Genomic DNA, 25,985 nt, shown 5'->3' with positions numbered 1-25,985 from the left:
GGCCGTGAGACAGGACGCGCAGCGCAACCGTGAGCGGGTGATCGCGGCGGCCCGCGCGGTCTACGCCGAGCAGGGCGTGGAGGCCCCGCTGGATGTGATCGCCCGCCGGGCCGGGGTCGGCAACGCCACGCTCTACCGGCGCTTCCCCGACCGGGCCGCCCTGATCGAGGCCGTGTTCGGCGCGGGGCTCGCCGAGACCATCGAGGCGGGGGAGCGCGCGCGGGCCGCCGTGGACCCCTGGGCGGGGCTGACGGCGTATCTGGAGCGGACGTTCGGCGGGCTCGCCACCGACCGGGGGGTCACCGACCTGATGACGACCGCGATCCCGGGCGTACCGACCCTGGAGGCGCTGCACGTGCACAACGCCGTGACCGTCGAGGCCCTGCTCGCGCGCTGCCGCGCCGAGGGCACCGTACGGACGGACCTGTCGACGCCGGACGTCCTCTTCACCCTGGCCGCGCTGGGCCGGGCCGTACCGGCGGCCGAGGCGGCGGCGCCGGGGTCCTGGCGGCGGCTGCTCGCGCTCTTCCTCGACGGGCTGCGCGCTGAAGGGGCCCGCCCGTTGCCGGGCGAGCCCCTTACCGATGAAGCGCTACGGACGGCGCTGGGCGAGCTGCACACCTCCTAAGAGGGCGGGCAGCGCGTCCCGGGGCGCCGTCCTGGCCGGCTACTGGCCGGTCTGGGCCAGCTCCTTCGCCTTCTTCTCCGAGACGAACTTCCAGACCCCGCCCTCGCCCTGCGTGCACGGCACGACCACGAGCGACGCGTCCGGCCCGAAGTCGTCCGAGTTGGGGTCGGCGCGCTGGAGCTTCAGGCACATGTTGTCGCTGGCGACGTTGCGGATGAAGTAGTGGGACAGGGTGTCACCGTCGTTGGGCTGGAGGTCGAGCCACCAGAGCTGGTTGTCGGCGGTGGTGCCGTCGCAGTGGAACTCGGCGACGGCCGTCCCGGGCTCGACCCCCCCGTAGCCGCCCAGGTCCATGCAGAGCTCGTCCGTGACGTTCCTGATCTGGAAGATGCTCGTTCCGTTGGGCGCCTTGTCCTTGTAGCGGACCTCAAGGTTCCAGAGCTGGTTGTCCTCGTCCGGGGGGTTGCAGAGCGAGTGCCTGACCGGCCCGTTCGGCTCCCCCTTCTCACGGCCGAGGATGTCGGCGCACTTGCCGGTGAGGACGTTCCTGATCTGGACGCGGGAGCGCTCGGCCGGGTCCTTCTTCTCCTTGGGCTCCTCCTCGCCTCCCCCCGAGTCCTTCTCGCCGTCGCCCGCCCCGGCCTCGGGCGAGGGCGCGGCCGGAGCCTCGGGCGTCTTCTCCTCGACGGGGGCGGAGGGCAGCGCGGCCGGGGGATCGGACGGCTTGATCACCTCGGCGGCGACCGGAGTGGTCTTCTCCTGGGCCAGGCTCACCACGCGGGGCTTGAAGTTGAACCACATGACCAGCCCGCTGATCGTGAGCACGAGCAGCAGACTCAACACCGTCATCAGCCAGTACGGCATCACACTGCGCTGCACATACGTACCGTCGACGGCCGTCGGCTCGGCGCCCGACCTGCGGACGTCCAGCTTGTACGGCCGGTCCTGCTTCGACCCGGCCCAGGTGATCTGCCGCGGCTTGAGGGTCGCCTTGACGAACGCGGCGCGCCCCGGCTCGATCTGCACACTGCCCGGCAGGATCTCGTACGAGAGCTGATCGCCGTTGTCGCTGCCGCTGATGGAGGCGGTGAGCTTGACGTTGCCGAGGTTGTCGACCGCCAGCTTGGGGCGCCCACGGAACCGCCCCTTGACGGTCGGCGGTACGAGTTCGGCGCGCAGCTCCGTGAAGGGCGCGATGGTGACATTGCCCTCGGCGACCGTCGTCGCTTCGGAGTTCTCGGTGGGCACCACCTGCACCCCGTACGGGTGCGGTCCCGCGGTGGAGTCGGGGGAGCGCGGGGGAGCGAAGGTGATGGCGACCGTACCGGTGGTACCGGGGTAGAGCCGCAGGCTGGGGGGCTCGACCGTGGCATACGGCGCGAGGTCACCGACGGTGACGAAATGGAATTCGTCGACGACGTCACCGGTGTTGCGCAGCCGCAACGTCACGGTCTTGGTCGCACCCGCGTCCATGGTGATCGAGGGGGGTTCGAGGGAGGTCCATAGGCTCACGCGCCCGACCCTAGAGACGTTCAGGCAGGGGTGACAGTGGCTCAGGGGCACAATGGCCGGCCATAAGGGCGCCCATGAGGGCGCGAAAAAGTGCCCGAAGGCGCATCGGCGCATGCGGTGCGTCGTCGGTGACGAACCCCGGTCGTCACTCTCTGTGAGAGAGGTGCTCCCGGACCCGGTCCTCGACCGGTTTCTGACATTCCTCTCCGGCGTGTGTCGATTCCGGTGTCTCCCGTTCGACGTAAGGGTGTGAGACGGGAAACACCCGTTCCCTACCCAAGGAGCAGAGTCACCATGCCGCGTTTTCTCTCCATGATCCGCATCGACGAGTCCACCGTCCCCGAGGCAGGCCCCAGCATCGAGCTCCAGCAGCGCATGGGGGCGCTGCTGGAGGAGATCACCAAGGCCGGCGTCATGCTCGACACCGCCGGTCTCACGCCCACCTCCGACGGAGTGCGGGTCCGGCAGGACAAGAGCGGGAAGATCACCGTCACCGACGGCCCGTTCACCGAGTCCAAGGAGGTCATCGGCGGGTACGCGGTCTTGCAGGCCAAGGACAAGACCGAGGCCGTCGAGTGGGCCCGGCGCTTCGTGGAGGTGCACGAGGGCGAGTTCGACATCACCTGCGAGGTCCGGCAGATCCAGGAGGGGTAGTCCGGGGACGACGTCCCCGGCCCGCCGCGCCGCCGGCCGGTCCGTGTGCTGTCATTGGTGCCCGTGAGGGCACACGGACCACGGGGCGGAGCCGATCCGGCCGGAGACGCCGGCCGGCCCGGCACCTCCGGCCGCGCCGAACCGGCCGAGGGCGCTGCTCCGGCCGATCACGCTGCCCCGCCCGAAGGCGCCGATCCGTCCGAGGGTGCCGAACTGCCCGGCCACGGCGAACCGTCCGGCCACAGCGAACCGTCCGGCCACAGCGAACCGTCCGGCCGCGCCGAACCGTCCGGCCGCGCCGACCGGGCGGTGGAGGCGGTCTTCAGGATCGAGTCCCCGAAGATCATCGCGGCGGTGGCCCGCGTCGTGCGCGATATCGGCATCGCCGAGGAGATCACGCAGGACGCCCTCGTCGCCGCGCTGGAGCGGTGGCCCGAGTCGGGCGTCCCGGAGCGGCCGGGCGCCTGGCTCATGGCCACCGCCCGGCACCGCGCCATCGACCTGGTACGCCGCAGGGAGACCTACGCCCGTAAGCTCGCCGAGGTCGGCCGCTCCCTGGCGGAGGTCTCCGGGCCGGGCGGCGAGCCCGCCGGACCGGCCGGGATCGCCGACGGCGAGGAGATCGACGACGACCTCCTCCGCCTCATCTTCACCGCCTGTCACCCCGTGCTCCCCACCGAGGCCCGGATCGCCCTCACCCTGCGCCTCCTCGGCGGGCTCACCACCCCCGAGATCGCCCGCGCCTTCCTCGCCCCCGAGGCCACCGTCGCCCAGCGCATCGTGCGCGCCAAGCGCCGGCTCGCGGCGGCGGGGGTGCCCTTCGAGGTGCCGTACGGTACGGAGCGCGCCGCGCGGCTCTCCTCCGTCCTGGAGGTCATCTACCTGATCTTCAACGAGGGGTACGCCGCGACCGAGGGCGACGACCTGCTCCGCCCCGCGCTCTGCGAGGACGCGCTCCGGCTCGCCCGGGTGCTCGCCGCGCTGATGCCGGAGGAGCCGGAGGCGCACGGACTCGCCGCGCTGCTGGAGCTCCAGGCGTCCCGTACCCCCGCCCGTACCGGGCCCGACGGCGCGCCCGTGCTCCTCGCCGACCAGAACCGGGCCCGCTGGAGCCAGGCGCTCGTGCGGCGCGGTTTCGCCGCCCTCACCACCGCCGGTGACCTCACCGCCCGCGCGGGCGGGGCGCCCGGGCCGTACGCGCTCCAGGCGGCCATCGCCGCGTGCCACGCCCGCGCGGCGACGTACGAGGAGACCGACTGGAGCGCGATCGCAGCCCTGTACGGCCGGCTCGCCGCGCTCACCCCCTCCCCGGTGATCGAACTCAACCGGGCCGTCGCGGTCTCCCTGGCCGAGGGGCCCGAGGCGGGGCTCGCGCTGGTGGACGCCGTCGCCGGCGCGCCCGCGCTCAAGGCGTACCACCTGCTGCCCAGCGTCCGGGGCGACCTGCTGGCCCGTCTCGGCCGTACGGCGGAGGCGCGCGCCGCGTTCGAACGGGCCGCCGGGCTCACCCGTAACGAGGCCGAACGCGCCCTGCTGCTCCGCCGCGCCGCGGAACTCGGCTGACACGATTCCACGGCGGCCCCGCACCTCCGGCCGGCTCCGGCCCGTACCCCGGCCCCTGCCCCGACCCAGACCCCGGCCCGTGGCCCGTCGGCGCCACCGGCCGGCTACCGGGATACGGCCATCCTGTCCTGGAGCCGGTGGCGGAGCCGGGGCGGCCCGATCTCGTCCAGCGAGGTCCAGCGGGCCCGCCCCAGCGCGGCCATCGCGGGGACCAGGACGCGTGAGTGGGTCCGGAAGAGATAGCGGAAGCCGAAGCGGGTGCGGCGGCCGTCCTCCGGGGCCGCGGGCGAGGTGTCGACCAGGATCGGGCCCTCCTCGCCGGGCGCCGTCCAGACCTCGGCCACCCCGGCGAACTCCTGGAGCACCCGCGAAGCGGTCCGGCTGAGCGACTGGTCCGACGGGGCGGGCGCACCCTCGGCGAACCCCCAGGCCGCCCCGTACCGCAGGGCGAGCGCGCGCCCCCGCTCGTCGAGGAGGATGGCGCCCGCGCGGACCACCGGGCAGCTCCCGTGGTGCAGACAGACGCCCTGGCGGGAGTGGTCGAGCAGCGCGTCGAACAGGGGCATGGTCGCCGACGTCTCGTCCGGGTGGCCAAGCAGGTAGTGATTCAACTCCTTGATGATGGCGCTCGCTTCGACAGCCACGGTCAACTCAACTCCTTGTGCTCTCAGCCCTGGACCCACCGGAACGGCCGCTGTGACGCCCTGAGGGCGAGGTCACGTACGGTGACGGGCAGATGGGGTTCGGTCGGTGTGACGAGGAGGCCGCGGCGGCCCCGGCGTGTTTGTCGATACGGGGCGGCGGCACCCGATTCATGGCCCTATGACGTCAACGTTTCTACCAGTTCACGGGGTTTGCGTCCCACTCCGTCCCGGCGCACGGCGAGGTCGATCGTCAGTTCCCGTACGGGTGCGCGCACATGAGGGGGCAACGTTAAGTGACGAAGGGTGCGGAGAGAGGGGACGGGAGGAGGTGGCTACTCTCATGCCCATGTCACGCCGCACGCCGCTGCCCCCGCCTCCGCCCCCGGCGCATCTGCGCTCCTGGCCCGACCGCGCTGCCCTGCTCGCGGATCGCGCCCTGGCCCTCGCCCACCTCGGCGGGCGCGTGCTGGGTCCCGCGGCGCTGGCGGCGTACTGGCTGCTGACGCTGGGGGTGGAGGCCGGCTGGGCGCTGATCGCGCTGGTGCTGAAGGCGTTCGTGGACGGAACCGATGACGCGATGGCCCTGATGTCCCTGCCCCTGGCGGGCATCGGCCTGGCCACCCTCCTCACGGCCGGGATCTTCCTCGCGGAGTCGGTCGGCAGGGCGCGCCGGGTGCGCGCGCTGATGGCCGAGTGGGCGGCGCTGGACAGCGACCCCGGGGCCGACGCGGGGCTGCGGATGCCGGCGCGGAGCCTGAGCTGGCTGCTCACGTCGTTCGTGGCGGGCGCTGCGGGGCTGGGCGTGGCGCTCGTCGTACCGGCCACGGCGGTGCGCGGCGAGGACACGTACACGGATGTCGCGTACGCGATGGTCGCGGGCACGGTCCTGTGGATCGCGGGTCTTGCCGGGGTGACGAGGGCGGTGGCCCACTACCGCTGGGCGCTGAGACTGCGGCCCCCGGCCACCCCGGCCACCCCGACCGACCCACCCACCCCGACCGACCCAGCCACCCCAGCCACTATGGCGGCCCCAGCCACCCCGGCCGCCTCGGCCACCCCGGCAGCCCCGCCGACTCCGCTGCCGCCCCCGACCGGTCGGAACGCGCCCCCGGAAGGACGCTAACCTCTCCCCAATGATCACTGGAATGATCACCCGTCGGCCCTTGCCGCCCGCCCCGCCGCCCGAGGACGAACCGGCCTGGCCCGACGAGGCGGCCCTGCTCGCGGAGCGGGCCACGGCCCTGGCGGAGCTGACCCGGCGCGGGCTCGGGGTGGCGCGGCTGCTCGGGCTCTGGCTGCTGGCGGGGGCCGCCGCCCTCGGGTGGGCGTGTGTCGCGCTCGCGGTCCAGAGCCTCGGCGAGACGGGCTTCGACCCCGTGGGCGGAGCGGTGGCCCTCTTCCTCGCCGCGCTCCTGCTGATACCCGCGGCGGTCGGGTTCGGCTTCTGGCTCCACCGGGGCGCCGTCATCCGGCAGCGGCTCACCGCGTGGGCGGAGCTGACCGACGAGCCGGCGGCCGACGAACGCGCCCTGGCCCACAGCAGGTCGGTGCTGTGGCTGCTGCCCTCGGTGGTGCTCTCCCCGGCGGGGGCCGGGGTGATCGGCGTCGCACTGGCCGAGGCCTCGTCCCGTGAGACCGCGGTGAGCGGAACGGCGTACCAACTCGGCCTGGGCGCGACGATCCTGCTCACGGGCGCCGTGGGGATCGCCCAGGCGCTCACCCAACGCCACTGGGCGGTCCGCCTCCGCCCCCGGCTCCCGCCCCGCCCGCGCGGCGGCGCGCACCGCTGAGGCGCGCATCGCCGACGCGGTTCGTACGGCGACGGTCTTATCCTGAAGAGAACGTATGCGCCATTCAGGTGCGAGGGGGCGGCGGATGGACTGGCTCTGGTGGATTTTCGTCTTCTTCATCGTCGGCGGCTTCGGCTGGGTGGCCGACACCGGAAGGACCGCGCTCAGGACCCGGCATGAACGGAAGATGCAGCGCCTGCAACTGGCCGAGCACGAACGCCAGGCCGAACGGGAGGCCCTGGAGGTGGCCCAGAAACCCCCGGAGCCGGTCTGCGGCTGCTCCCACCACCTCGCCAAGCACGACCGCCAGGGCAAGTGCCATGAGGACGTGGAGATCCCGACCGAACTGGACGAGAACAAGAAGCCCCTCAAGTACGAACTGCGCCAGTGCAACTGCCAGCAGTACGTAGGCCCCCAGCCCCTCTCCCGGATCTACGCCGACGAACTCACCGACCTCGGCTGACCGCCTCACCGCCGGGGACCGGCGTCGGGTGGCCCAGGAGCATGGTGGGGGCTCCTGCCGCGCGGGTCAGGAAGACGGTGGCCGTGTTGGGGCCCTTGAGTTTGAGGCGGCGGCGGAGTTCCTCCGGTTCCACCGCCGAGCCGCGCTTCTTCACCGTCAGGACGCCCACCTCGCGGTCGCGGAGCAGGGCCTTCAACTTCTTGAGGTTGAAGGGGAGTTCGTCGGTGATCTCGTAGGCGGTGGCGTACGGGGTGGGGTGCGCGCCGTCGGTGGTGATGTACGCGATCGTCTCGTCGATCAGGCCGCCCGCGATCTCCTCGGCGACCTCCGCGACCAGATGGGCCCGGATGACGGCGCCGTCCGGTTCGTACAGGAAGCGGCCCACCGGGCGGACCGGGGGGTCGGGAAGGCCGCGGCCCATGAGGGTGACGGGGGGTCTGCCGGGGGCGAGGAGGGTGGCGCGGCGGGTGTCCGGGGTGGTGGGGGCGGTGTCCGGGGTGGCGCGGCGGGTGTCCGGGGTGGTGGGGGTGGTGCGGGGGAGGTGCCAGAGGACCGCCTCCTTGACGTCGCCGCCGTCCGAGATCCATTCGGCCTCGAACCCCTCGGGGATCAGCTCGTGCGGGATGCCCGGGGCGATCTTGATCGCGCCCGCGCCGGCGCCGCGTACCGCCTCCACCGCCCAGGAGAGCGGGGGCGAGTAGGCCTCGGGGTCGAAGATCCGGCCCCGGCCGCCGCGCCGCGCCGGGTCGATGAAGAGCGTCCCGGCGTCGGTGAGGTCGTACGTGCGGACGTCCGCCCGGGTGACCTTCGCGGGCGGGGCGTCGGGGGCCAGGGTGGCCAGGTTCGTCCGGGCCATCTCGCAGGTCGGCGGGTCGAGATCGACGGCGGTGACGGCGAAGCCCGCCCGCGCCAGCTCGATCGCGTCACCGCCGATGCCGCAGCACAGGTCCGTGACCCGGGGCGCGCCCCCGTCGTCGCCGGTCGGGGGTACGAGGGTCCGGAGCCGCGCTGCCCGGTAGGCGGCGACCGAACGGCGCGTGGCCTGCTCGACGCCGTTCGGCGTGAAGTACATGCGGTACGCGTCCGCCGCGCCGAACTTCGCCACCGCCCGCTGGCGCAGCCGCGCCTGTGCGAGCGCCGCCGAGACCAGCTCGGCCGGATGGTCACGGCGCAGCCGGGTCGCGAGGGCCAGTTCGCCGGCCGGGTCGTGGTGGCGCAGCTCGGCGAGGAGCGCCTGGCCCTCGGGGGAGAGCAGGGGCGCCAGCGACGAGGAGGCGGGGGAGGAGGGGGAAGCGGGGGTGCGGGCGGTCACCTGGCCCATTGTGGGCCAGGAGAGGGACCGTACGCGCCGGGCGGCGGTGTCGGCCGGGCGGGGACGGCGCCCGCTGACAGGATGCGGCACCATGCAGCTAGTAGGAAAAAAGGAACAAAAGGCAGCAGAGGGAGCGCCCGTGGCGGCGCCCCGCACCCGCCGCACTCCCCACCGCACGCCCCGGCGCACCCGGCAGTGCGCCGTCTTCCTGACGGCGCTGCTCGTCGCCGCGGCCGGCTCGGCGTGCGGCTCCGGTGAAGGCTCCGGGGGAAGCTCCGGCGAAGGCGCGGGCAACGGCGCGCACGGCCGGTCGGCGGCCCCCGGCGCACCCGGCGCCCGCGAGGAGGGCGGCGCTGGCACCCTCTCGTACGCCGAGCAGACGCGCCGCTCGCAGGCCGCGCGCGCCGTCGCGGCGAAGAAGTGGGGGCTCGCGAGCACCCCCCTCCCCGCGCCCCCGCCCCCCGCCGTCAAGCCGGAGATCACCAACCGCAAGGGCTTCGAGATCACGGACGAGGAGGAGGGCGAGAACCTGCCGCCCGTCTTCACCACCGTCCCCGTCAAGGACCGCGTCGTCTTCCTGACGATGGACGACGGCTCCGAGAAGGACCCCGACCTGCTGCGGATGATGACCGAGCTGAAGATCCCGTACACGGCCTTCCTCAGCGACTACGTCATCAACGACAACTACGGCTACTTCAAGGAGATGCAGGACCGGGGGGTGACCATCCAGAACCACACCCTCAACCACCCCTACCTGCCGGGACTCTCCTACGAGGAGCAGCGCACCGAGATCTGCGACCAGCAGGACAAGCTGGAGAAGCGGTACGGGAAGCGGCCCACCCTCTTCCGGCCGCCCTACGGCAACTACAACCACGACACGCTGCGCGCCGCCAAGAGCTGCGGGGTGCGCGCCGCGCCGCTGTGGACGGCCGAGGCGTACCCCGACCACATGGAGTGGCGCGAGTGGGACCGGGACCTGCACCCCGGGGACATCGTGCTGACGCACTTCCGGGGCCGGGACGACTGGAAGGGCACCATGCCCGACATGATCCGGCAGGTGATGAAGGTGATCACGGACAAGGGGTACGCCGTGGCCAAGCTGGAGGACTACGTATGACCCCCGCGCACCGGCCGCTGGGGTCCGCCCTGGCCGGAGTGGTGGCGGCCGGTGCGCTCCTGACCGCCGGCTGCGCGCCGTCGGCCGACCCGCTCGACCCCATCGAACGCCTCGGCCGCAAGGCGGCGCACCTGCCCGCCGTCCCCGCTGCCCCCGTGGCCCCGGCGGAACCGGCTGCCCCCGTGGCCCCGGCGCCCGCCCCGGCCCCGGTCTCCCGCGCGGTCGCCGTCGTCCACCGCGTACACCCGGAGCACGCCCGTACCCATGCTCGAACTCCCGTACGTACACAGGTGTGGGACGACAGCGGAACGAACCCCTCGTCCCTCCCGTTTCCCTGTCGGAGAGACGCGCCGCGCCCATCCGTATTGGCACTCCGCTTGACCGAGTGCTAATCGCGGTCATAGTGTCGTCTCTGGCACTCCCCACTGGAGAGTGCCAAGCGCGACTGACGGATCCGGCACCCGCGACGACGGGTCCCAAGGGCGCCACCCTCAGACAGTTAACCCCGTGAGATCTCCGAAGGGGGAGGTCGGATCGTGACGACCGCCAGCACCAAGGTTGCCATCAAGCCGCTTGAGGACCGCATCGTGGTCCAGCCGCTCGACGCCGAGCAGACCACGGCCTCTGGCCTGGTTATCCCGGACACCGCCAAGGAGAAGCCCCAGGAGGGCGTCATCCTGGCCGTGGGCCCGGGCCGCTTCGAGAACGGCGAGCGGCTTCCGCTCGACGTCTCCGTCGGCGATGTCGTTCTGTACAGCAAGTACGGCGGCACCGAGGTGAAGTACAACGGCGAGGAGTACCTCGTCCTCTCGTCCCGCGACGTGCTCGCGGTCATCGAGAAGTAACTCACCCAAGATTTACTTTTGTTTGTGAGCCGCGCCCCTGGCCCTCCCCGCGAACGCCGGGCGGACAGGGGCGCGACTCATGTGAGAGGACAGAGAAGCTCCCATGGCGAAGATCCTGAAGTTCGACGAGGACGCCCGTCGCGCCCTTGAGCGCGGCGTCAACAAGCTTGCCGACACGGTGAAGGTGACGATCGGCCCCAAGGGCCGCAACGTCGTCATCGACAAGAAGTTCGGCGCCCCCACCATCACCAACGACGGTGTCACCATCGCCCGCGAGGTCGAGCTGGACGACCCGTACGAGAACCTGGGCGCCCAGCTCGTCAAGGAGGTGGCGACCAAGACCAACGACATCGCGGGTGACGGCACCACCACCGCCACCGTGCTGGCCCAGGCGCTGGTCCGCGAGGGCCTGCGCAACGTCGCCGCCGGTGCCTCCCCGGCCGCCCTGAAGAAGGGCATCGACGCCGCGGTCAAGGCCGTCTCCGACGAGCTGCTCGCCACCGCCCGTCCGATCGACGACAAGTCCGACATCGCCGCCGTCGCCGCGCTCTCCGCCCAGGACGAGCAGGTCGGCGAGCTCATCGCCGAGGCGATGGACAAGGTCGGCAAGGACGGTGTCATCACCGTCGAGGAGTCCAACACCTTCGGGCTCGAACTGGACTTCACCGAGGGCATGGCCTTCGACAAGGGCTACCTGTCCCCGTACATGGTGACCGACCAGGAGCGTATGGAGGCCGTCCTCGACGACCCGTACATCCTGATCCACCAGGGCAAGATCGCCTCCATCCAGGACCTGCTCCCGCTTCTGGAGAAGGTCATCCAGGGCGGTGGCTCCAAGCCGCTGCTGATCATCGCCGAGGATGTCGAGGGCGAGGCGCTCTCCACCCTCGTGGTGAACAAGATCCGCGGCACGTTCAACGCGGTCGCCGTCAAGGCGCCCGGCTTCGGTGACCGCCGCAAGGCCATGCTCGGCGACATCGCCACCCTCACCGGTGCGACCGTCATCGCCGAGGAGGTCGGCCTCAAGCTCGACCAGGCCGGTCTGGACGTGCTGGGCACCGCCCGCCGCGTCACCGTCACCAAGGACGACACGACCATCGTCGACGGCTCCGGTGCCGCCGACGAGATCACCGGCCGCGTCAACCAGATCAAGGCCGAGATCGAGACCACGGACTCCGACTGGGACCGCGAGAAGCTCCAGGAGCGCCTCGCGAAGCTGGCCGGCGGCGTCTGCGTGATCCGCGTCGGTGCCGCCACCGAGGTGGAGCTCAAGGAGAAGAAGCACCGTCTGGAGGACGCCATCTCCGCGACCCGCGCCGCGGTCGAGGAGGGCATCGTCTCCGGTGGTGGCTCCGCCCTGGTGCACGCCGCCAAGGTGCTGGAGGGCAACCTCGGCAAGGACGGCGACGAGGCCACCGGTGTCGCGGTCGTCCGCCGCGCCGTGGTCGAGCCGCTGCGCTGGATCGCCGAGAACGCCGGCCTGGAGGGGTACGTCATCACCTCGAAGGTGGCGGACCTGGACAAGGGCAACGGCTTCAACGCCGCCACCGGCGAGTACGTCGACCTGGTGAAGGCCGGCGTCATCGACCCGGTCAAGGTGACGCGCTCCGCCCTGGAGAACGCCGCTTCCATCGCCGCGCTGCTCCTCACGACCGAGACCCTGGTCGTCGAGAAGCCGGCCGAGGAGGAGCCCGAGGCGGCCCACGGCGGTCACGGCCACAGCCACTGACGCCACGGGACATGCCGGGTGCGGGGCCGTCCCCGTACGTACGGATGTCACCCCCGGCGCACGGACATCCGCAGGGAGGTCCGTACGTACGGAGGTACGCACGACGCCGAGGCCCGGTGTCCCCACGGGGGCGCCGGGCCTCCGGCATGTCCGTACGTACGGTGCGGTCGCGCGGTCCCGGCCGGGCGCCGTCCGCCGTCAGGAGCCGCCCCGGCCCTGGTGCTGCGGGCCGAACTTGTGGCCCATCTTCGACGTGACCCCGCCGAGCACCGAACGCGGCGTCAGCTTCGCCGCCCCCATCAGCGCCTTGTACCGCGGATCCGGTACGGACACGGTCTTCCCGCGCGCCAGGTCCGCCAGCGCGGCCGTCACCAGCTTGTCCGCGTCCAGCCACATCCACGCCGGGATGTTCCCGGTGTCCAGACCGGCCCGGTCGTGGAACTCGGTCCGTACGAAACCGGGGCAGAGCGCCATCAGCCGTACCCCCGACCCCGCCAGATCCCGCGCCGCCCCCTCGGTGAACTGCACGACCCACGCCTTCGACGCGCCGTACGTCCCGCGCGGGACGAACGCGGCGGCCGACGCCACATTGACGACACCGCCCCGCCCGCGCGCCTTCATCCCGCTCACCCCGGCCGACGTCAGCCGCAGCACCGCCTCGCAGTGCACCTTCAGCATCATCAGCTCGTCGGCCATCGACACATCGAGGAACCGGCCCTTGCTGCCGAAGCCCGCGTTGTTGACCAGCAGGTCCACCGAGTGCTTACGGTCCGAGAGCCGCTTCTCCACCGCCTCGATCCCGCTGTCGGCCGACAGGTCGGCGGTGAGCACCTCGGCCTCGATGCCGTGCAGATCGTGGAGTTCGGTGGCCTCGTCCCGCAGGCGCTCGGTGTCGCGGGCCACGAGCACGAGGTTGTGCCCGTCCGCCGCCAGCCGCCGTGCGAAGGCGGCGCCGATGCCCGCGGTCGCGCCGGTAATCAGAGCAGTCGTCATACGCGCACGGTAATGCCTGCGCCGGGAAGCCCCCGGAGCCGTCCCCCTTCCCGGCGCTTCCCGCCGCCGCCCGCCGCTCCCCGGGCTACTCCCCGGACTTCCCGGACGTCCCGTGCTTCGCCACGTACTCCCGCGCGGTCCGCAACTCCTCGCCGTGCAGCGCCTCTCCGGCCGCCAGCACCCTCGGCAGCAGCTCCCGCTCCGTCGTGGAGGCGCGGAACGCGAGGCTCACCGTCACGTCGTGGTCGGGGCGGTGGACCACCTCGATCGGATCGCCCGCCCGAATCTCCCCCGGAGTGATGACCCGCAGATACGCGCCGGTCACCGCCGCGCGGGTGAACCGCCGGACCCAGCCGGTCTCGCCCAGCCACGCCTGGAACGTACGGCACGGGATCCGTCCGCTCGTCGTCTCCAGCACCACCTCGGAGCCGATCCGCCAGCGCTCGCCGATCCGCGCGCCGGTGATGTCGAGGCCCTGGGTGGTCAGATTCTCGCCGAAGGCCCCGTTCGCGAGGGGGCGCCCCAGCTCGCGCTCCCAGAAGTCGAGATCCTCGCGCGCGAAGGCGTAGACGGCCTGGTCGGTGCCGCCGTGATGACGCAGATCGCAGACCGAGTCGCCCAGCAGCCCGCTCGCCCCCACCCCCTTGGGCCCCGGATCGGCCACCTGGACGGGGCCCTCGGCGGGGCGCTTGTCGATCCCCGTGGCGCCACCGGGCGCGTCGGTGTACTCCACGGCCTTCGGCTGTCCCACATTCACGGTCAGAAGCTTCATACCCGCCTACGCTAATCGGGCCCGGTGCGGACGTCGTGGTGATTTCCCGGAGGGGATCCCGCGGGGAACGCTCGCGGGACAGTGCCGCCCGCAGGGGAGTTGCAGAAACGTTTCTTTCCACAGTGGACGCGGTGCCGGATCAGTCGTCGTGGTGCCGTACCGCGGACGAGGGCGCCACCGAGTGGCCGGCGGAATGACCGGTGGAATGGCCGCCGGAATGACCGGCGGAATGACCGCTGGTGGAGTGGCCGCCGGAGTGGGCCGCGGAATGCGTGGTGATCAGCCGGGTGCGCGCCCGTCCCATCAGCTCCTCGCGCTCGTCCTCGGTCAGTCCGCCCCACACGCCGTACGGCTCCCTCACCGCCAGCGCGTGTGCCGCGCACTCCGCGCGGACCGGGCACCGCATGCACACCTCTTTCGCCGAGTTCTCGCGCGCGCTCCGTGCCGCGCCTCTTTCCCCCTCCGGGTGGAAGAAGAGCGAACTGTCCACCCCGCGGCAGGCCGCGAGGAGCTGCCAGTCCCACAGATCTGCGTTCGGTCCGGGAAGGCGGGAGAAATCTGCCATTGCTCATGTCCCCTTGAAACCGTGCTGAGGCGGATCCGGGCCGCTTGGACGCCGGGCGTGCGCCGGGTGCGAGCCCAGCGCGTACCCGCTCCGGTGCTCCCGACGGTACATCTACTATGTAAGTAGATGTAAATATGACTCATTGCGAATCTAGCTACAGACACCACCAAAAGTGAAGAAAAGCCGCTAAATGGGGCATGACTCCGATCGGGTAGCGCATGGACGCGCTCCCGCTCTGCTCCGTGTGCGCCCCCTTACGGGGAGTGCCGAACCGGGCTCGTGGACCCGTAACTCTTTCGAGTGACCGTCGTTGAAGGTGCGAGGCGGTTGAGAGAATGAGCGATCGGGCACATGTCCGAGAGCGTCAATCGCACAGGTGACGACATGTACCAGCCTGGAGGCTCAAGGTGACGCGCACTAGCTGCGGAGGACGGTCATGACATCCGTCCTCGTCTGCGACGACTCCCCGCTTGCCCGAGAGGCGCTCCGCCGCGCGGTCGCGACCGTGCCCGGCGTCGAGCGCGTGACGACCGCGGCCAACGGCGAGGAAGTCCTCCGCCGCTGGGGCGCCGATCGGTCGGATCTCATTCTGATGGACGTACGGATGCCCGGGCTCGGCGGTGTGGAGACCGTCCGCCGGCTGCTCTCGGCCGACCCCGGGGCCCGCATCATCATGCTCACGGTCGCGGAGGATCTGGACGGCGTCGCGCTCGCGGTCGCCGCCGGGGCCCGCGGCTATCTGCACAAGGACGCCTCGCGCGCCGAGTTGCGCGCGACGGTGACCCAGGCGCTCGCCGACCCGACCTGGCGGCTCGCCCCGCGCCGGCTCCGCTCCGCCGAGATGGGCGCGGCGCCCACGCTCACCGCGCGGGAGATCCAGGTGCTCGAAGGCATGAGCCACGGCCGCTCCAACGCGGAGATCGGCCGAGAGCTGTTCCTCTCGGAGGACACGGTCAAGACGCACGCCCGGCGCCTCTTCAAGAAGCTCGGCGCCTCGGACCGCGCGCATGCGGTGGCGCTCGGCTTCCGCTGGGGTCTGGTCCGCTGACCTGCGGCGACCCCCTTCGCCGCGCCGCGCCCCGCCCGCGCGGCCGGCCCCGGTGCTCCGCCCGCCGACGACGCACGGCGGCGGGCGGCCCAGCGGTCCCCCGGGCGGGTTCCCGGGGTGGTTCCGGGGCGTTCCGCAGGGAAATTCCCCGCCGGAGAGGGGGCGTTTTCGGCGTCGCGAGCGGCGCTTTCCGGGCGCCTGGTGAGGCAAACGTACGCCCGTACACACCCGTTTCCCGCGCTATGCCGCATCCTTGAGATGTGGACCTCCACGGGGACGAGTCGGACGAGCGCGAGGGGAGAGCGCAGGGAATGAGTTCTGCCGCACCCGCTCATAACGCTTCAGTGCACAACTACGGACGCGGTGCCACCGAGCATCAGGCGCCAAGGCACCATGGACCGATGCGCGAAGACGAGCCCACGGTGATCGGTGCGCTCGTTCACCGCGCCGTCGACGGGGACGAACGGGCAACCCACGATCTGCTCGCCCGCGTCCACCCGCTCGCGCTGCGCTACTGCCGTACGCGGCTGAACCGGCTGCCGGGTGACGCTCGCCACTTCGTGGAGGACCTCGCGCAGGAGGTCTGCGTCGCCGTCCTCATGGCGCTGCCGCGCTACCGCGACACCGGACGCCCCTTCGAGGCGTTCGTCTTCGCCATCGCCGGGCACAAGGTCGCCGACCTCCAGCGGGCCGCGATGCGCCACCCCGGATCCACCGCCGTCCCCTCCGACGAGATGCCCGAGCGGCCCGACGACTCGCTCGGCCCCGAGGAGCGCGCACTGCTCAGCAGCGATGCCGAGTGGGCGAAGAAACTCCTGGCCAACCTGCCCGAGAACCAGCGGGAGCTGCTGGTGCTGAGGGTCGCGGTCGGGCTCACCGCGGAGGAGACCGGGCAGCTCCTGGGGATGTCCCCGGGGGCGGTACGGGTCGCCCAGCACCGCGCCCTGAGCAGGCTGCGGGCGCTCGCCGAGCAGTAGGAGGAGGGCGGCGGCGGTTGCGGGGCGCGGTCGCCGGAGGGCTCACGGAGGGGTCACGGAGGGTGACCGTGCCGGGGGCGGGGTGGTTCGCCGTACGAACGTACAAAGCCCGATCGGTGATCTCCGGCGTGGAATGAGAGGCCCGCAGAGGCCGTTAGCATGGACATCCGCACCGATCAAGGCCATTTGGGGAAGGTGTCATGACTGCAAACGTCGACGGAGTGCCCGGGAAATTCGCGACGCTCGGGCTGACATACGACGACGTGCTGCTGCTGCCCGGCGCCTCGGAAGTGCTGCCCAACGAGGTGGACACCGCGTCTCTGGTCTCGCGGAACGTCAAGGTGAACATCCCGCTGCTCTCCGCCGCGATGGACAAGGTCACCGAGTCCCGGATGGCGATCGCCATGGCCCGCCAGGGCGGCGTCGGCGTCCTGCACCGCAACCTCTCCATCGCCGACCAGGCCAACCAGGTCGACCTGGTGAAGCGCTCCGAGTCCGGCATGGTGACCGACCCGATCACGGTCCACCCGGACGCGACGCTCGCCGAGGCGGATCAGCTCTGCGCCAAGTTCCGGATCAGCGGGGTCCCGGTCACCGACCAGGCGGGCAAGCTGCTCGGCATCGTCACCAACCGTGACATGGCCTTCGAGGGTGACCGTACCCGTCAGGTGCGCGAGGTCATGACCCCGATGCCGCTGGTCACCGGCAAGGTCGGCATCTCCGGTGTGGACGCGATGCAGCTCCTGCGCCGCCACAAGATCGAGAAGCTGCCGCTCGTCGACGACGCGGGCATCCTCAAGGGCCTGATCACCGTCAAGGACTTCGTCAAGGCGGAGAAGTACCCCAACGCGGCGAAGGACGCCGAGGGCCGGCTGCTCGTCGGCGCGGCCGTCGGCGCCAGCCCCGAGGCGCTGGAGCGCGCCCAGGCGCTCGCCGCCGCGGGCGTCGACTTCCTCGTCGTGGACACCTCGCACGGCCACAACAGCAACGCGCTGAGCTGGATGTCCAAGATCAAGTCGAGCGTCCCGGTCGACATCATCGGCGGCAACATCGCCACCAGGGACGGCGCCCAGGCGCTGATCGACGCGGGCGTCGACGGCGTCAAGGTCGGCGTCGGGCCGGGCTCCATCTGCACCACCCGGGTCGTCGCCGGGATCGGCGTCCCGCAGGTCACGGCGATCTACGAGGCCGCGGTGGCGTGCCACGCCGCCGGTATCCCGGTCATCGGCGACGGCGGCCTCCAGTACTCCGGCGACATCGGCAAGGCGCTCGCCGCCGGGGCCAGCACGGTGATGCTGGGCAGCCTGCTCGCCGGGTGCGAGGAGTCGCCGGGCGAGCTCCAGTTCATCAACGGCAAGCAGTTCAAGTCGTACCGCGGCATGGGCTCCCTCGGCGCGATGCAGTCGCGCGGCCAGGGCCGCTCCTACTCCAAGGACCGCTACTTCCAGGCCGAGGTCGCCTCCGACGACAAGCTCGTCCCCGAGGGCATCGAGGGCCAGGTCCCCTACCGGGGCCCGCTCGCCGCCGTACTCCACCAGCTCGTCGGCGGGCTGCGCCAGACGATGGGGTACGTGGGCGCGGCCTCCATCGACGAGATGGAACGCAAGGGCCGCTTCGTCCGCATCACCTCGGCGGGGCTCAAGGAGAGCCACCCCCACGACATCCAGATGACGGTCGAGGCGCCCAACTACACCGGGCGCTGACGATTCCGTCCACGTGGTCGACTTCACCCAGGTCCTCCTTGAGGAGTGAGCGCGGGGATACTGGGACGGCAGACGTAGAGGGAAAGGCCACACATCGTGACTGAGATCGAGATCGGGCGCGGCAAGCGCGGCCGCAGGGCGTACGCCTTCGACGACATCGCCGTCGTCCCCAGCCGGCGCACCCGGGACCCGAAGGAGGTCTCGATCGCCTGGCAGATCGACGCCTACCGGTTCGAGCTGCCGTTCCTGGCCGCGCCGATGGACTCCGTGGTCTCGCCGCGCACCGCCATCCGCATCGGCGAGATGGGCGGTCTGGGGGTGCTCAACCTGGAGGGTCTGTGGACCCGGTACGAGGACCCGGAGCCGCTGCTCGACGAGATCGCCGGGCTGGACGGGGCGACCGCGAACCGCAGGCTCCAGGAGATCTACGCCGAGCCGATCAAGGAGGAGCTGATCGGGCGGCGTATCAAGGAGGTGCGGGACTCGGGGGTCGTCACGGCCGCCGCGCTCTCGCCGCAGCGCACCGCGCAGTTCTCCAAGGCCGTCGTGGACGCCGGGGTCGACATCTTCGTCATCCGGGGGACGACGGTCTCCGCCGAGCATGTCTCGGGCGCCGCCGAGCCGCTGAACCTGAAGCAGTTCATCTACGAGCTGGACGTCCCGGTGATCGTCGGCGGCTGCGCCACGTACACCGCGGCCCTGCATCTGATGCGGACCGGCGCCGCGGGTGTCCTGGTCGGCTTCGGCGGCGGCGCCGCGCACACCACCCGTAACGTGCTGGGCATCCAGGTTCCGATGGCCACGGCCGTCGCGGATGTGGCGGCTGCGCGGCGCGACTACATGGACGAGTCCGGCGGCCGGTATGTCCATGTCATCGCGGACGGCGGCGTCGGCTGGTCCGGCGACCTGCCCAAGGCGATCGCCTGCGGCGCGGACTCCGTGATGATCGGATCGCCGCTGGCCCGTGCCACGGACGCGCCGGGCAAGGGGCGCCACTGGGGCATGGAGGCCGTTCACGAGGACGTGCCGCGCGGCAAGCTGGTGGACCTGGGCATCGTCGGTACGACGGAGGAGGTCCTGACGGGCCCCTCGCACATCCCGGACGGGTCGATGAACTTCTTCGGCGCGCTGCGCCGGGCGATGGCGACGACGGGCTACAGCGAGCTGAAGGAGTTCCAGCGCGTCGAGGTGACGGTGGCGGACTCGCAGCACCGGCGCTGAACGCTCGCCCTGGCGTGCTGCCGTGATCGGCAGAGCGAGTGACATACAGGTGGCCGCTTCCGTGGTGAGGAAGCGGCCACCTCTGTCTCTCCTGTGCCTCTCAGGACGCTGCCTTCTTGGCGCCCGAGAACGCGGCGAAGACGGCCAGCGCGAAGAAGAGCAGCGTCATGGCGCCGGCGCCCTCGCTCCAGGCCCGGGTCAGCTCCCCGAAGTGGTCGACGAGGATGTCCGTCACGGCGAGGTTCATGCTCTTGCCGATGAGGATGGCGATGCCCAGGATCTGGCCGAGATAGACCGCCCCGATCGCCAGCGCGGCGCTCACCACGGGCAGCACGGGGCCGGGTCCGCCCGCCTTGCCGGCGGCGAGGCCGATCAGGAAGCCGACGCCGATGGCCGCCCACCCCACCTCGCGCTCGATGGCCCCGGCGATCGCGCCGTAGATCCCGGCCGAGACCAGCGCGGCGACCACGGCCGCCAGCAGGCCGAGCGCCAGGTTGTCCCGTACGGGCGCGGGCGGCGGGGCGTACGGCGCGGGCGGCACCGCGCCCTGGGCGAACGGGTTGCCTGGTGGCGGTGCGGAGTTGCTCATGGTGATATCCCCCCTGGGAAAAATGGCGCATGCATGACTTGCACACGACAGCCCAGGACAGTAGCAGCCGGCTCCGGCAGCCGTCCCCGCGATATTTCTCCCGATACTTCGCGCCTCAGAGGCGGTACGCGGCGCCCGCCGGGCTCGCGCCCCGGGTGTCCAGCAGGAGTTGCGCCTTGACCGCGAGGCCCTGGAGGTCGTACGTGCGGTGGTGCTGGAGCAGCACCGTCAGATCGGCGTTGGCGGCGGCCTCGTAGAGGGAGTCCGCGCGGGGTACGGGGCGCTCGCGTACCCGCCAGCCGGGGACATAGGGGTCGTGGTAGCTGACCGCCGCGCCCAGGTCCATCAGCCGCTGGGCGATCTCGGTGGCCGGTGAGCGCTCCTGGTCGGCGAGGTCGGGCTTGTAGGTGACGCCCAGGAGCAGCACCCTGGCGGCGCGCGCCGACTTGCCGTGCTCGTTGAGGAGGGTGGTGCAGCGCTGGATGACGTACTCCGGCATGCGGTTGTTGATCTCCTGGGCGAGCCCGGCCAGCCGGAGGGGGTGGCCCGGGGCGAGCGGTACGCCGTGGCCGCCGACGCCGGGGCCGGGGCGGAACGCCTGGAAGCCGAAGGGCTTGGTCTCGGCGCAGCGGATGACGTCCCAGATGTCCACGCCGAGGTCGTGGCAGAGCACGGCCATCTCGTTGACCAGGGCGATGTTGACATGCCGGAAGGTGGTTTCGAGGAGCCCCGCCATCTCCGCCTCGCGGGGGCCCCGGGCCCGTACGACCTTGTCGGTGAGGCGGCCGTGGAACGCGGCGGCGGACTCGGTGCAGGCGGGGGTGAGGCCGCCGATCACCTGGGGGGTGTTGGCGGGTCCGTGGGTGCGGTTGCCGGGGTCGAGCCGGCTGGGCGCGTACGCGAGGTGGAAGTCCCGTCCCGCGCGGAGCCCGGAGCCCTCCTCCAGCAGGGTGCGCAGGAGGCCTTCGGTGGTGCCGGGCGGTGCGGGCGAGGCGAGGAGCACGGTGGTGTGCGGGCGGAGCCGGGCGGCGAGCGCGCGGGCCGCCTCGCCGAGCGCGGTGAGGTCGGGGGTGTGGTCGGCGCGGAGGGGGGTGGGCGCGCAGAGCACGGCGGTACGGACCCGGCCCAGCTCGGCCGGGCTGGTGGTGGGCCGGAAGCCGCGGGCGAGCATCCGGCGGACGTCGGAGGCGGTGAGCGGCCCCTCGACCGGGGTGTGGCCGGCGGCGAGCGCGGCGACGGGGCGGGGGTCGGTGTCGTAGCCGACGGTCTGGATCCCGGCGGTCACGGCGGCCTGGGCGAGGGGCAGTCCGAGATGACCGAGTCCGATGACGGCGAGGTCTGCGGGCATGGCGGTGGCCGTCCTTCCCTTAGGGCCTGTCTGGGGTCGTGATCTGCCAGATCACAACCCCAGACAGGCCCTAGCCGGAGTGGGCTGTGAGCGCAAGCCGTGTGGACAGAACGAGCGAGCGCAATGTCAGACTAGGCGTAAATATGACCGTTCTGTCGCATTGTGCGGCCGGGGCGTCGTGGTGGCGTTTCCGGGGGGTGACACGGGCGCCGGGCGAGGGGCGTTGGAGGGCCGGGCGGGGGCCGGGCGCGGGGCGGGCGGGGTTGTCCACAGCCGGTGGCTGAAGTCGGGGAGTGCGGACAGAATCGAGACGTGGGCCCGATCAGTGGGGGACGACGGGAGGCGTGCGGTGAAGACAGCGACACTGGGACCGGCGGAGCGTGCGCAGGCGCTCGCCACGATGGCCGAGCGTGAACTGGACGTGCTGGTCGTGGGCGCGGGGGTGGTCGGCGCGGGGACCGCGCTCGACGCCGCGACCCGGGGCCTGGCGACCGGTCTGGTGGAGGAGCGCGACTGGGCCTCCGGCACGTCGAGCAGATCGAGCAAGCTGATCCACGGCGGCCTGCGCTATCTGGAGATGCTGGACTTCACCCTCGTGCGCGAGGCCCTCAAGGAGCGCGGGCTGCTGCTGGAGAAGCTCGCGCCCCACCTGGTCAAACCGGTGCCGTTCCTCTACCCGTTGCAGCACAAGGGCTGGGAGCGGCTGTACGCGGGCTCGGGCGTCGCGCTGTACGACGCGATGTCGGTCTCCTCCGGGCACGGCCGGGGTCTCCCCGTCCACCGCCACCTCTCCCGCCGGCACGCCCTGCGGGTGGCGCCCTGTCTGAAGAAGGACGCCCTGGTCGGCGCCTTGCAGTACTACGACGCCCAGATGGACGACGCGCGGTATGTGGCGACCCTGGTGCGCACCGCCGCCACCTATGGCGCACAGGTCGCCAACCGGGCGCGGGTGGTGGGCTTTCTGCGGGAGGGCGAGCGGGTCGTCGGGGTCCGGGTGCGGGACATGGAGAGCGCCCGGCGCGGCGGGGCGGGGGAGTACGAGATCCGGGCCAAGCAGGTCGTCAACGCGACCGGGGTGTGGACGGACGACACCCAGGCGCTGATCGCCGAGCGCGGGCAGTTCCATGTCCGCGCCTCCAAGGGGATCCATCTCGTCGTCCCCAAGGACCGGATCAACTCGTCCACGGGGCTGATCCTGCGCACCGAGAAGTCCGTGCTCTTCGTGATCCCCTGGGGCCGGCACTGGATCGTGGGGACCACGGACACCGACTGGGATCTCGACAAGGCGCACCCGGCGGCCTCCAGCGCCGATATCGACTATCTCCTCGAACGGGTCAACGCGGTGCTGCGGACTCCGCTGACCCGGGACGACGTCCAGGGGGTGTACGCGGGGCTGCGCCCGCTGCTCGCCGGGGAGTCCGACGCGACGAGCAAGCTGTCGCGCGAGCACACGGTCGCCCACCCGGTGCCGGGCCTGGTCGTCGTCGCGGGCGGCAAGTACACGACGTACCGGGTGATGGCCAAGGACGCGGTGGACGAGGCGGTGCACGGCCTCGACCAGCGGGTCGCGGAGTGCGTCACGGAGGAGGTGCCGCTGCTGGGGGCCGAGGGGTATCCGGCGCTCTGGAACGCGCGGGTCCGGATGGCCGCGCGGACCGGTATCCATGTGGCCCGCGTGGAGCATCTGCTGAACCGCTACGGGACGCTGGTGGAGGAGGTCCTGGAGCTGATCGCCGCCGAGCCGGGGCTCGGCCGGCCGCTCGGCGGCGCCGAGGACTATCTGCGGGCCGAGGTGGTGTACGCGGCCTCGCACGAAGGGGCGCGCCATCTCGACGATGTGATGACGCGTCGCACCCGGATCTCGATCGAGACCTTCGACCGGGGCACGCGGAGCGCCCGGGAGTGCGCGGAGCTGATGGCGCCGGTGCTGGGGTGGGACAAGGACCAGATGGAGCGGGAGGTGGAGCACTACGAGAAGCGGGTGGAGGCGGAGCGGGAGTCGCAGCGGCAGCCGGACGACCAGACGGCGGACGCGGCACGGCTGGGGGCGCCGGACATCGTGCCCGGGTGACGGGGCGGGAGTTGAGCGGCCGGTGGCGGGTGTCGCGCCGATCGCGGGGGAGCGCGGGAGCGGGGCTCGGTGGCGGCGGGAGAGCGGGCGTAGGGCATACTCCCGTCACCCCCCTCCGATGTCATACGTCACAGTGGGCTCACCGGTTGCGGGCATACGTTCCCTTTTTCGGACGGGTGCCCGGGCCGCGGGGTGCGGGGACGGGCCGGGGGTAGTGGCACAGTAGGGCTTCTCCGCCGGGCCGGGCCGTGCGGGTCCGCCGGACCCGCGAGCAGTGGCCGTCCCGGAGTGAGGGACAATGAAGGCTCTGCCAGGGCGTGTTACGGCACCGCGCCGCGCGGGCAGTCGCGGGCCAGGATCAGGGATCGCAGAGGGGACGCATGTCGGAGTCGGAGCAGTCGCGGGACACGGTGCGGGAACCTCGGAAGGACGCGGGGACGAAGGTCGAGGACGCCCCGGAGGGGCGCCTGCTCGCCGGCAGGTACCGGCTCGAAGGCGTGCTCGGCCGCGGCGGTATGGGCACCGTGTGGCGGGCGCTGGACGAGACCTTGGGCCGTACCGTCGCGGTGAAGGAACTCCGCTTCCCCTCCAGCATCGACGAGGACGAGAAGCGCCGGCTCATCACCCGCACCCTGCGCGAGGCCAAGGCGATCGCCCGGATCCGTAACAACGGCGCGGTCACCGTCTTCGACGTCGTGGACGAGGACGACCGGCCCTGGATCGTCATGGAGCTGGTCGAGGGCAAGTCGCTCGCCGAAGCCATCCGCGAGGACGGGCTGCTGACGCCGAGACGGGCCGCCGAGGTCGGGCTCGCCATCCTCGACGTGCTGCGCTCGGCGCACCGCGAGGGCATTCTGCACCGCGATGTGAAGCCGTCCAATGTGCTCATCGCCGAGGACGGCCGGGTCGTCCTCACCGACTTCGGGATCGCCCAGGTCGAGGGCGACCCGTCGGTCACCTCCACCGGCATGCTGGTCGGCGCCCCCTCGTACATCTCGCCGGAGCGCGCCCGGGGCCACAAGCCGGGCCCCGCCGCCGACCTCTGGTCGCTCGGCGGACTGCTCTACGCCTCGGTGGAGGGGTGCCCTCCGTACGACAAGGGCTCGGCGATCGCCACTCTGACCGCCGTGATGACCGAGCCGCTCGACCCGCCGAAGAACGCGGGCCCGCTCAGCGAGGTCATCTACGGGCTGCTCGCCAAGGACCCCGAGCGGCGGCTCGACGACGCGGGCGCGCGGGCCCTGCTGGAGGATGTCGTCCAGGCGCCGGAGACGGAGCCGGAGCCGCCGCTCGACGCCACCCGGGCCGTCCCGATGGTGGTGCTGCCCGAGGAGTCCGGCCGGGGCGCCGGGGATTCGGGCGGCGACCGGGCGCGCGGAGCGCAGCGTTCCGGGCGCGGTGCGCCGGTGGCCGCCGCCTCCGCCTCCGTCGGCGCCGGATCCGCCGCCCCGGCCGCGCCGGGTCCGGGGGCCGGGGCGGTCACGTACCGTTCGGCCGGATCGCGCCCCTCGCTCACCGATGTGGTGCCCCGGCGCACGCTGGTGATCATCGCGATCGTCGCCGTGGTGGCCCTGTTCACCACGATCCTGGTCGTCGCCCTCACCGGCGGCGACGAGAACGCGGGCTCCGGCGCGAGCGGCGGCAAGGACGCGCCGGCCGTCGCCAAGAGCGCGGGCGCGGACGGGGGTCCGGACGCCGGCAAGAGCGCGGACGCGGACGGCCAGGGCACCGTCGCCACCGGCAGCGCGAAATCCGGCGACGACTCCGACGGCGATTCCGGTGACGATTCCGGCGAGGACCGCTCCGGCAAGAGCGCCGACCCGGCGGACGGTTCCGGCTCCGACGACGACAAGAGCGGGAACAAGGGCAAGGGAAAGAGTGGCGACGACAGCGGCGACAAGGCCGGACTTCCCGCCGGGTACACCACGGTGAGCGACGGCCGGTTCCGGTTCTCGATGGCGATGCCGGAGGGGTTCAAACGCACCGACGTCGCCGGAGCGAACTCCGGGGGCATCTACAACAGGTCCTCCGGGGCCTTCCCGCGCGTCCAGGTCGACTTCACCTCCGGGCCCACCGACGACGCGGCGGCGGCCTGGCGGAAGGCGGAGCCGACCGTTGCGGGCAGTAGCGGTAATTACAAGCTGCTGGGCATCACATCGGTCTCGTACAACGGCTATCCGACCGCCGCCGACTGGGAATTCGAGCGTGACCAGGGCGGTCAGCGAATACGGGTGCTCAACCGGGGCTTCAAGATCGACAGTACCCACGGTTACTCGATCATGGTGAGCTGTGCGGCCGACCGGTGGGACGACACCGAGTGCAAGACCCTCCGGGAGACCGCGCACGCGACGTTCGCGCCCAAGGACTGAGAGGTCCGAACGGACGGGTGAGTTCCGGCCGTGGACGGGAAGGATGCGGAATACCGGATGCGAACGTTCCGC

23 protein-coding genes and 1 pseudogene are annotated in these 25,985 nt (G+C 71.9%); 15 read left to right on the top strand and 9 right to left on the bottom strand.

Annotated features, from left to right (window positions below; all coding sequences use genetic code 11):
- Positions 1-4 precede the first annotated feature (4 nt).
- Positions 5-628 carry a helix-turn-helix domain-containing protein gene (locus AB0O07_RS24355; RefSeq protein ID WP_365636656.1) on the top strand — a complete coding sequence of 208 codons (624 nt, stop codon included), beginning with the start codon at positions 5-7 and terminating at the stop codon, positions 626-628.
- A 39-nt stretch (positions 629-667) separates the two neighbouring features.
- Here AB0O07_RS24355 and AB0O07_RS24350 read toward each other — a convergent pair whose 3' ends face one another.
- On the bottom strand, positions 668-2,140 hold the full coding sequence (locus tag AB0O07_RS24350; protein ID WP_365636654.1) for an RICIN domain-containing protein: 1,473 nt from the start codon (positions 2,138-2,140) through the stop codon (positions 668-670).
- 294 nt (positions 2,141-2,434) lie between these two features.
- Between AB0O07_RS24350 and AB0O07_RS24345 the strand changes: the two genes are divergently transcribed.
- Both AB0O07_RS24345 and AB0O07_RS24340 read left to right on the top strand, forming a co-directional pair.
- The gene (locus tag AB0O07_RS24345; RefSeq protein WP_365636652.1) at positions 2,435-2,794 is read left to right on the top strand and encodes a YciI family protein; all 360 of its coding nucleotides are present in this window, start codon (positions 2,435-2,437) and stop codon (positions 2,792-2,794) included.
- Between the two features lie 309 nt (positions 2,795-3,103).
- The gene (locus tag AB0O07_RS24340) at positions 3,104-4,357 is read left to right on the top strand and encodes a DUF6596 domain-containing protein (RefSeq protein ID WP_365636827.1); all 1,254 of its coding nucleotides are present in this window, start codon (positions 3,104-3,106) and stop codon (positions 4,355-4,357) included.
- A gap of 104 nt (positions 4,358-4,461) precedes the next feature.
- Here AB0O07_RS24340 and AB0O07_RS24335 read toward each other — a convergent pair whose 3' ends face one another.
- Positions 4,462-5,001, bottom strand: a complete 540-nt coding sequence (locus AB0O07_RS24335) for an NUDIX hydrolase (RefSeq protein ID WP_365636650.1) — start codon at positions 4,999-5,001, stop codon at positions 4,462-4,464.
- 346 nt (positions 5,002-5,347) lie between these two features.
- Between AB0O07_RS24335 and AB0O07_RS24330 the strand changes: the two genes are divergently transcribed.
- The 3 genes from AB0O07_RS24330 to AB0O07_RS24320 all read left to right on the top strand — a co-directional run bounded on the left by AB0O07_RS24330 (position 5,348) and on the right by AB0O07_RS24320 (position 7,254).
- Positions 5,348-6,124, top strand: a complete 777-nt coding sequence (locus AB0O07_RS24330; RefSeq protein ID WP_365636648.1) for a hypothetical protein — start codon at positions 5,348-5,350, stop codon at positions 6,122-6,124.
- 10 nt (positions 6,125-6,134) lie between these two features.
- Complete coding sequence (locus AB0O07_RS24325) at positions 6,135-6,791, top strand: hypothetical protein (protein ID WP_365636646.1); 657 nt, start codon at positions 6,135-6,137, stop codon at positions 6,789-6,791.
- An 85-nt stretch (positions 6,792-6,876) separates the two neighbouring features.
- Positions 6,877-7,254 carry a hypothetical protein gene (locus AB0O07_RS24320; protein WP_365636643.1) on the top strand — a complete coding sequence of 126 codons (378 nt, stop codon included), beginning with the start codon at positions 6,877-6,879 and terminating at the stop codon, positions 7,252-7,254.
- On the opposite strand, the gene AB0O07_RS24315 is transcribed toward AB0O07_RS24320, so the two are convergent.
- Positions 7,238-8,575 carry a class I SAM-dependent methyltransferase gene (locus AB0O07_RS24315; protein ID WP_365636825.1) on the bottom strand — a complete coding sequence of 446 codons (1,338 nt, stop codon included), beginning with the start codon at positions 8,573-8,575 and terminating at the stop codon, positions 7,238-7,240. The genes AB0O07_RS24320 and AB0O07_RS24315 overlap by 17 nt on opposite strands.
- 82 nt (positions 8,576-8,657) lie before the next feature.
- Here AB0O07_RS24315 and AB0O07_RS24310 point away from each other — a divergent pair, with 82 nt between their 5' ends.
- A complete protein-coding gene (locus AB0O07_RS24310) occupies positions 8,658-9,683 on the top strand; it encodes a polysaccharide deacetylase family protein (RefSeq protein WP_365636641.1) in 1,026 nt (341 codons plus the stop codon).
- Here the strand turns inward: AB0O07_RS24310 and AB0O07_RS24305 are convergent.
- Positions 9,674-9,949 carry a hypothetical protein gene (locus AB0O07_RS24305; protein ID WP_365636639.1) on the bottom strand — a complete coding sequence of 92 codons (276 nt, stop codon included), beginning with the start codon at positions 9,947-9,949 and terminating at the stop codon, positions 9,674-9,676. The two genes, AB0O07_RS24310 and AB0O07_RS24305, sit on opposite strands and share 10 nt — an antisense overlap.
- Positions 9,950-10,219: 270 nt before the next feature.
- Between AB0O07_RS24305 and groES the strand changes: the two genes are divergently transcribed.
- Entirely contained in the window at positions 10,220-10,528 is a 309-nt protein-coding gene (groES, locus tag AB0O07_RS24300) for a co-chaperone GroES (RefSeq protein ID WP_365636636.1), read from the top strand.
- A gap of 103 nt (positions 10,529-10,631) precedes the next feature.
- Entirely contained in the window at positions 10,632-12,257 is a 1,626-nt protein-coding gene (gene groL, locus AB0O07_RS24295) for a chaperonin GroEL (RefSeq protein WP_365636634.1), read from the top strand.
- A 198-nt stretch (positions 12,258-12,455) separates the two neighbouring features.
- Here the strand turns inward: groL and AB0O07_RS24290 are convergent, their stop codons facing one another.
- The 3 genes and pseudogenes from AB0O07_RS24290 to AB0O07_RS24280 all read right to left on the bottom strand — a co-directional run.
- Complete coding sequence (locus tag AB0O07_RS24290) at positions 12,456-13,250, bottom strand: SDR family oxidoreductase (protein ID WP_365636631.1); 795 nt, start codon at positions 13,248-13,250, stop codon at positions 12,456-12,458.
- A gap of 85 nt (positions 13,251-13,335) precedes the next feature.
- Complete coding sequence (locus AB0O07_RS24285) at positions 13,336-14,022, bottom strand: MOSC domain-containing protein (RefSeq protein ID WP_365636629.1); 687 nt, start codon at positions 14,020-14,022, stop codon at positions 13,336-13,338.
- Positions 14,023-14,269: 247 nt separating this feature from the next.
- Positions 14,270-14,587 (bottom strand): annotated as a pseudogene (locus tag AB0O07_RS24280) (WhiB family transcriptional regulator); the annotation flags it as partial.
- Between the two features lie 436 nt (positions 14,588-15,023).
- Between AB0O07_RS24280 and AB0O07_RS24275 the strand changes: the two are divergent.
- The 4 genes from AB0O07_RS24275 to AB0O07_RS24260 all read left to right on the top strand — a co-directional run bounded on the left by AB0O07_RS24275 (position 15,024) and on the right by AB0O07_RS24260 (position 19,536).
- Positions 15,024-15,635, top strand: coding sequence for a response regulator transcription factor (locus AB0O07_RS24275; protein WP_003948568.1), 612 nt, complete (start codon positions 15,024-15,026; stop codon positions 15,633-15,635).
- A 401-nt stretch (positions 15,636-16,036) separates the two neighbouring features.
- A complete protein-coding gene (locus tag AB0O07_RS24270) occupies positions 16,037-16,612 on the top strand; it encodes a sigma-70 family RNA polymerase sigma factor (RefSeq protein ID WP_365636626.1) in 576 nt (191 codons plus the stop codon).
- A gap of 200 nt (positions 16,613-16,812) precedes the next feature.
- Complete coding sequence (gene guaB / locus AB0O07_RS24265) at positions 16,813-18,315, top strand: IMP dehydrogenase (RefSeq protein WP_365636624.1); 1,503 nt, start codon at positions 16,813-16,815, stop codon at positions 18,313-18,315.
- Positions 18,316-18,411: 96 nt separating this feature from the next.
- Positions 18,412-19,536 carry a GuaB3 family IMP dehydrogenase-related protein gene (locus AB0O07_RS24260; protein ID WP_365636621.1) on the top strand — a complete coding sequence of 375 codons (1,125 nt, stop codon included), beginning with the start codon at positions 18,412-18,414 and terminating at the stop codon, positions 19,534-19,536.
- 100 nt (positions 19,537-19,636) lie between these two features.
- On the opposite strand, the gene AB0O07_RS24255 is transcribed toward AB0O07_RS24260, so the two are convergent.
- Positions 19,637-20,125, bottom strand: coding sequence for a hypothetical protein (locus tag AB0O07_RS24255; protein ID WP_365636619.1), 489 nt, complete (start codon positions 20,123-20,125; stop codon positions 19,637-19,639).
- Positions 20,126-20,240: 115 nt separating this feature from the next.
- The gene (locus AB0O07_RS24250) at positions 20,241-21,473 is read right to left on the bottom strand and encodes a nucleotide sugar dehydrogenase (protein ID WP_365636617.1); all 1,233 of its coding nucleotides are present in this window, start codon (positions 21,471-21,473) and stop codon (positions 20,241-20,243) included.
- A gap of 349 nt (positions 21,474-21,822) precedes the next feature.
- Here AB0O07_RS24250 and AB0O07_RS24245 point away from each other — a divergent pair, with 349 nt between their 5' ends.
- Both AB0O07_RS24245 and AB0O07_RS24240 read left to right on the top strand, forming a co-directional pair.
- A complete protein-coding gene (locus tag AB0O07_RS24245) occupies positions 21,823-23,544 on the top strand; it encodes a glycerol-3-phosphate dehydrogenase/oxidase (RefSeq protein WP_365636614.1) in 1,722 nt (573 codons plus the stop codon).
- A 380-nt stretch (positions 23,545-23,924) separates the two neighbouring features.
- The gene (locus AB0O07_RS24240; protein ID WP_365636612.1) at positions 23,925-25,913 is read left to right on the top strand and encodes a serine/threonine-protein kinase; all 1,989 of its coding nucleotides are present in this window, start codon (positions 23,925-23,927) and stop codon (positions 25,911-25,913) included.
- Positions 25,914-25,985 lie beyond the last annotated feature (72 nt).

The organism is Streptomyces sp. NPDC093085 (genome assembly GCF_040683935.1).
Lineage (GTDB): Bacteria > Actinomycetota > Actinomycetes > Streptomycetales > Streptomycetaceae > Streptomyces.
This window is presented reverse-complemented; position numbering and strand designations above follow the sequence as displayed.

Excerpts from the sequence above, each read along its gene's own strand:
- AB0O07_RS24250 (WP_365636617.1), bottom strand. The coding sequence starts at position 21,473 with ATGCCCGCAGACCTCGCCGTCATCGGACTCGGTCATCTCGGACTGCCC.
- AB0O07_RS24315 (WP_365636825.1), bottom strand. The coding sequence starts at position 8,575 with ATGGGCCAGGTGACCGCCCGCACCCCCGCTTCCCCCTCCTCCCCCGCC.
- AB0O07_RS24320 (WP_365636643.1), top strand. The coding sequence starts at position 6,877 with ATGGACTGGCTCTGGTGGATTTTCGTCTTCTTCATCGTCGGCGGCTTC.
- AB0O07_RS24345 (WP_365636652.1), top strand. The coding sequence starts at position 2,435 with ATGCCGCGTTTTCTCTCCATGATCCGCATCGACGAGTCCACCGTCCCC.
- AB0O07_RS24310 (WP_365636641.1), top strand. The coding sequence starts at position 8,658 with ATGCAGCTAGTAGGAAAAAAGGAACAAAAGGCAGCAGAGGGAGCGCCC.
- guaB (WP_365636624.1), top strand. The coding sequence starts at position 16,813 with ATGACTGCAAACGTCGACGGAGTGCCCGGGAAATTCGCGACGCTCGGG.
- AB0O07_RS24330 (WP_365636648.1), top strand. The coding sequence starts at position 5,348 with ATGTCACGCCGCACGCCGCTGCCCCCGCCTCCGCCCCCGGCGCATCTG.
- AB0O07_RS24270 (WP_365636626.1), top strand. The coding sequence starts at position 16,037 with ATGCGCGAAGACGAGCCCACGGTGATCGGTGCGCTCGTTCACCGCGCC.
- AB0O07_RS24290 (WP_365636631.1), bottom strand. The coding sequence starts at position 13,250 with ATGACGACTGCTCTGATTACCGGCGCGACCGCGGGCATCGGCGCCGCC.
- AB0O07_RS24255 (WP_365636619.1), bottom strand. The coding sequence starts at position 20,125 with ATGAGCAACTCCGCACCGCCACCAGGCAACCCGTTCGCCCAGGGCGCG.
- groL (WP_365636634.1), top strand. The coding sequence starts at position 10,632 with ATGGCGAAGATCCTGAAGTTCGACGAGGACGCCCGTCGCGCCCTTGAG.
- AB0O07_RS24275 (WP_003948568.1), top strand. The coding sequence starts at position 15,024 with ATGACATCCGTCCTCGTCTGCGACGACTCCCCGCTTGCCCGAGAGGCG.
- AB0O07_RS24285 (WP_365636629.1), bottom strand. The coding sequence starts at position 14,022 with ATGAAGCTTCTGACCGTGAATGTGGGACAGCCGAAGGCCGTGGAGTAC.
- AB0O07_RS24325 (WP_365636646.1), top strand. The coding sequence starts at position 6,135 with ATGATCACTGGAATGATCACCCGTCGGCCCTTGCCGCCCGCCCCGCCG.
- AB0O07_RS24305 (WP_365636639.1), bottom strand. The coding sequence starts at position 9,949 with ATGGGTACGGGCGTGCTCCGGGTGTACGCGGTGGACGACGGCGACCGC.
- AB0O07_RS24240 (WP_365636612.1), top strand. The coding sequence starts at position 23,925 with ATGTCGGAGTCGGAGCAGTCGCGGGACACGGTGCGGGAACCTCGGAAG.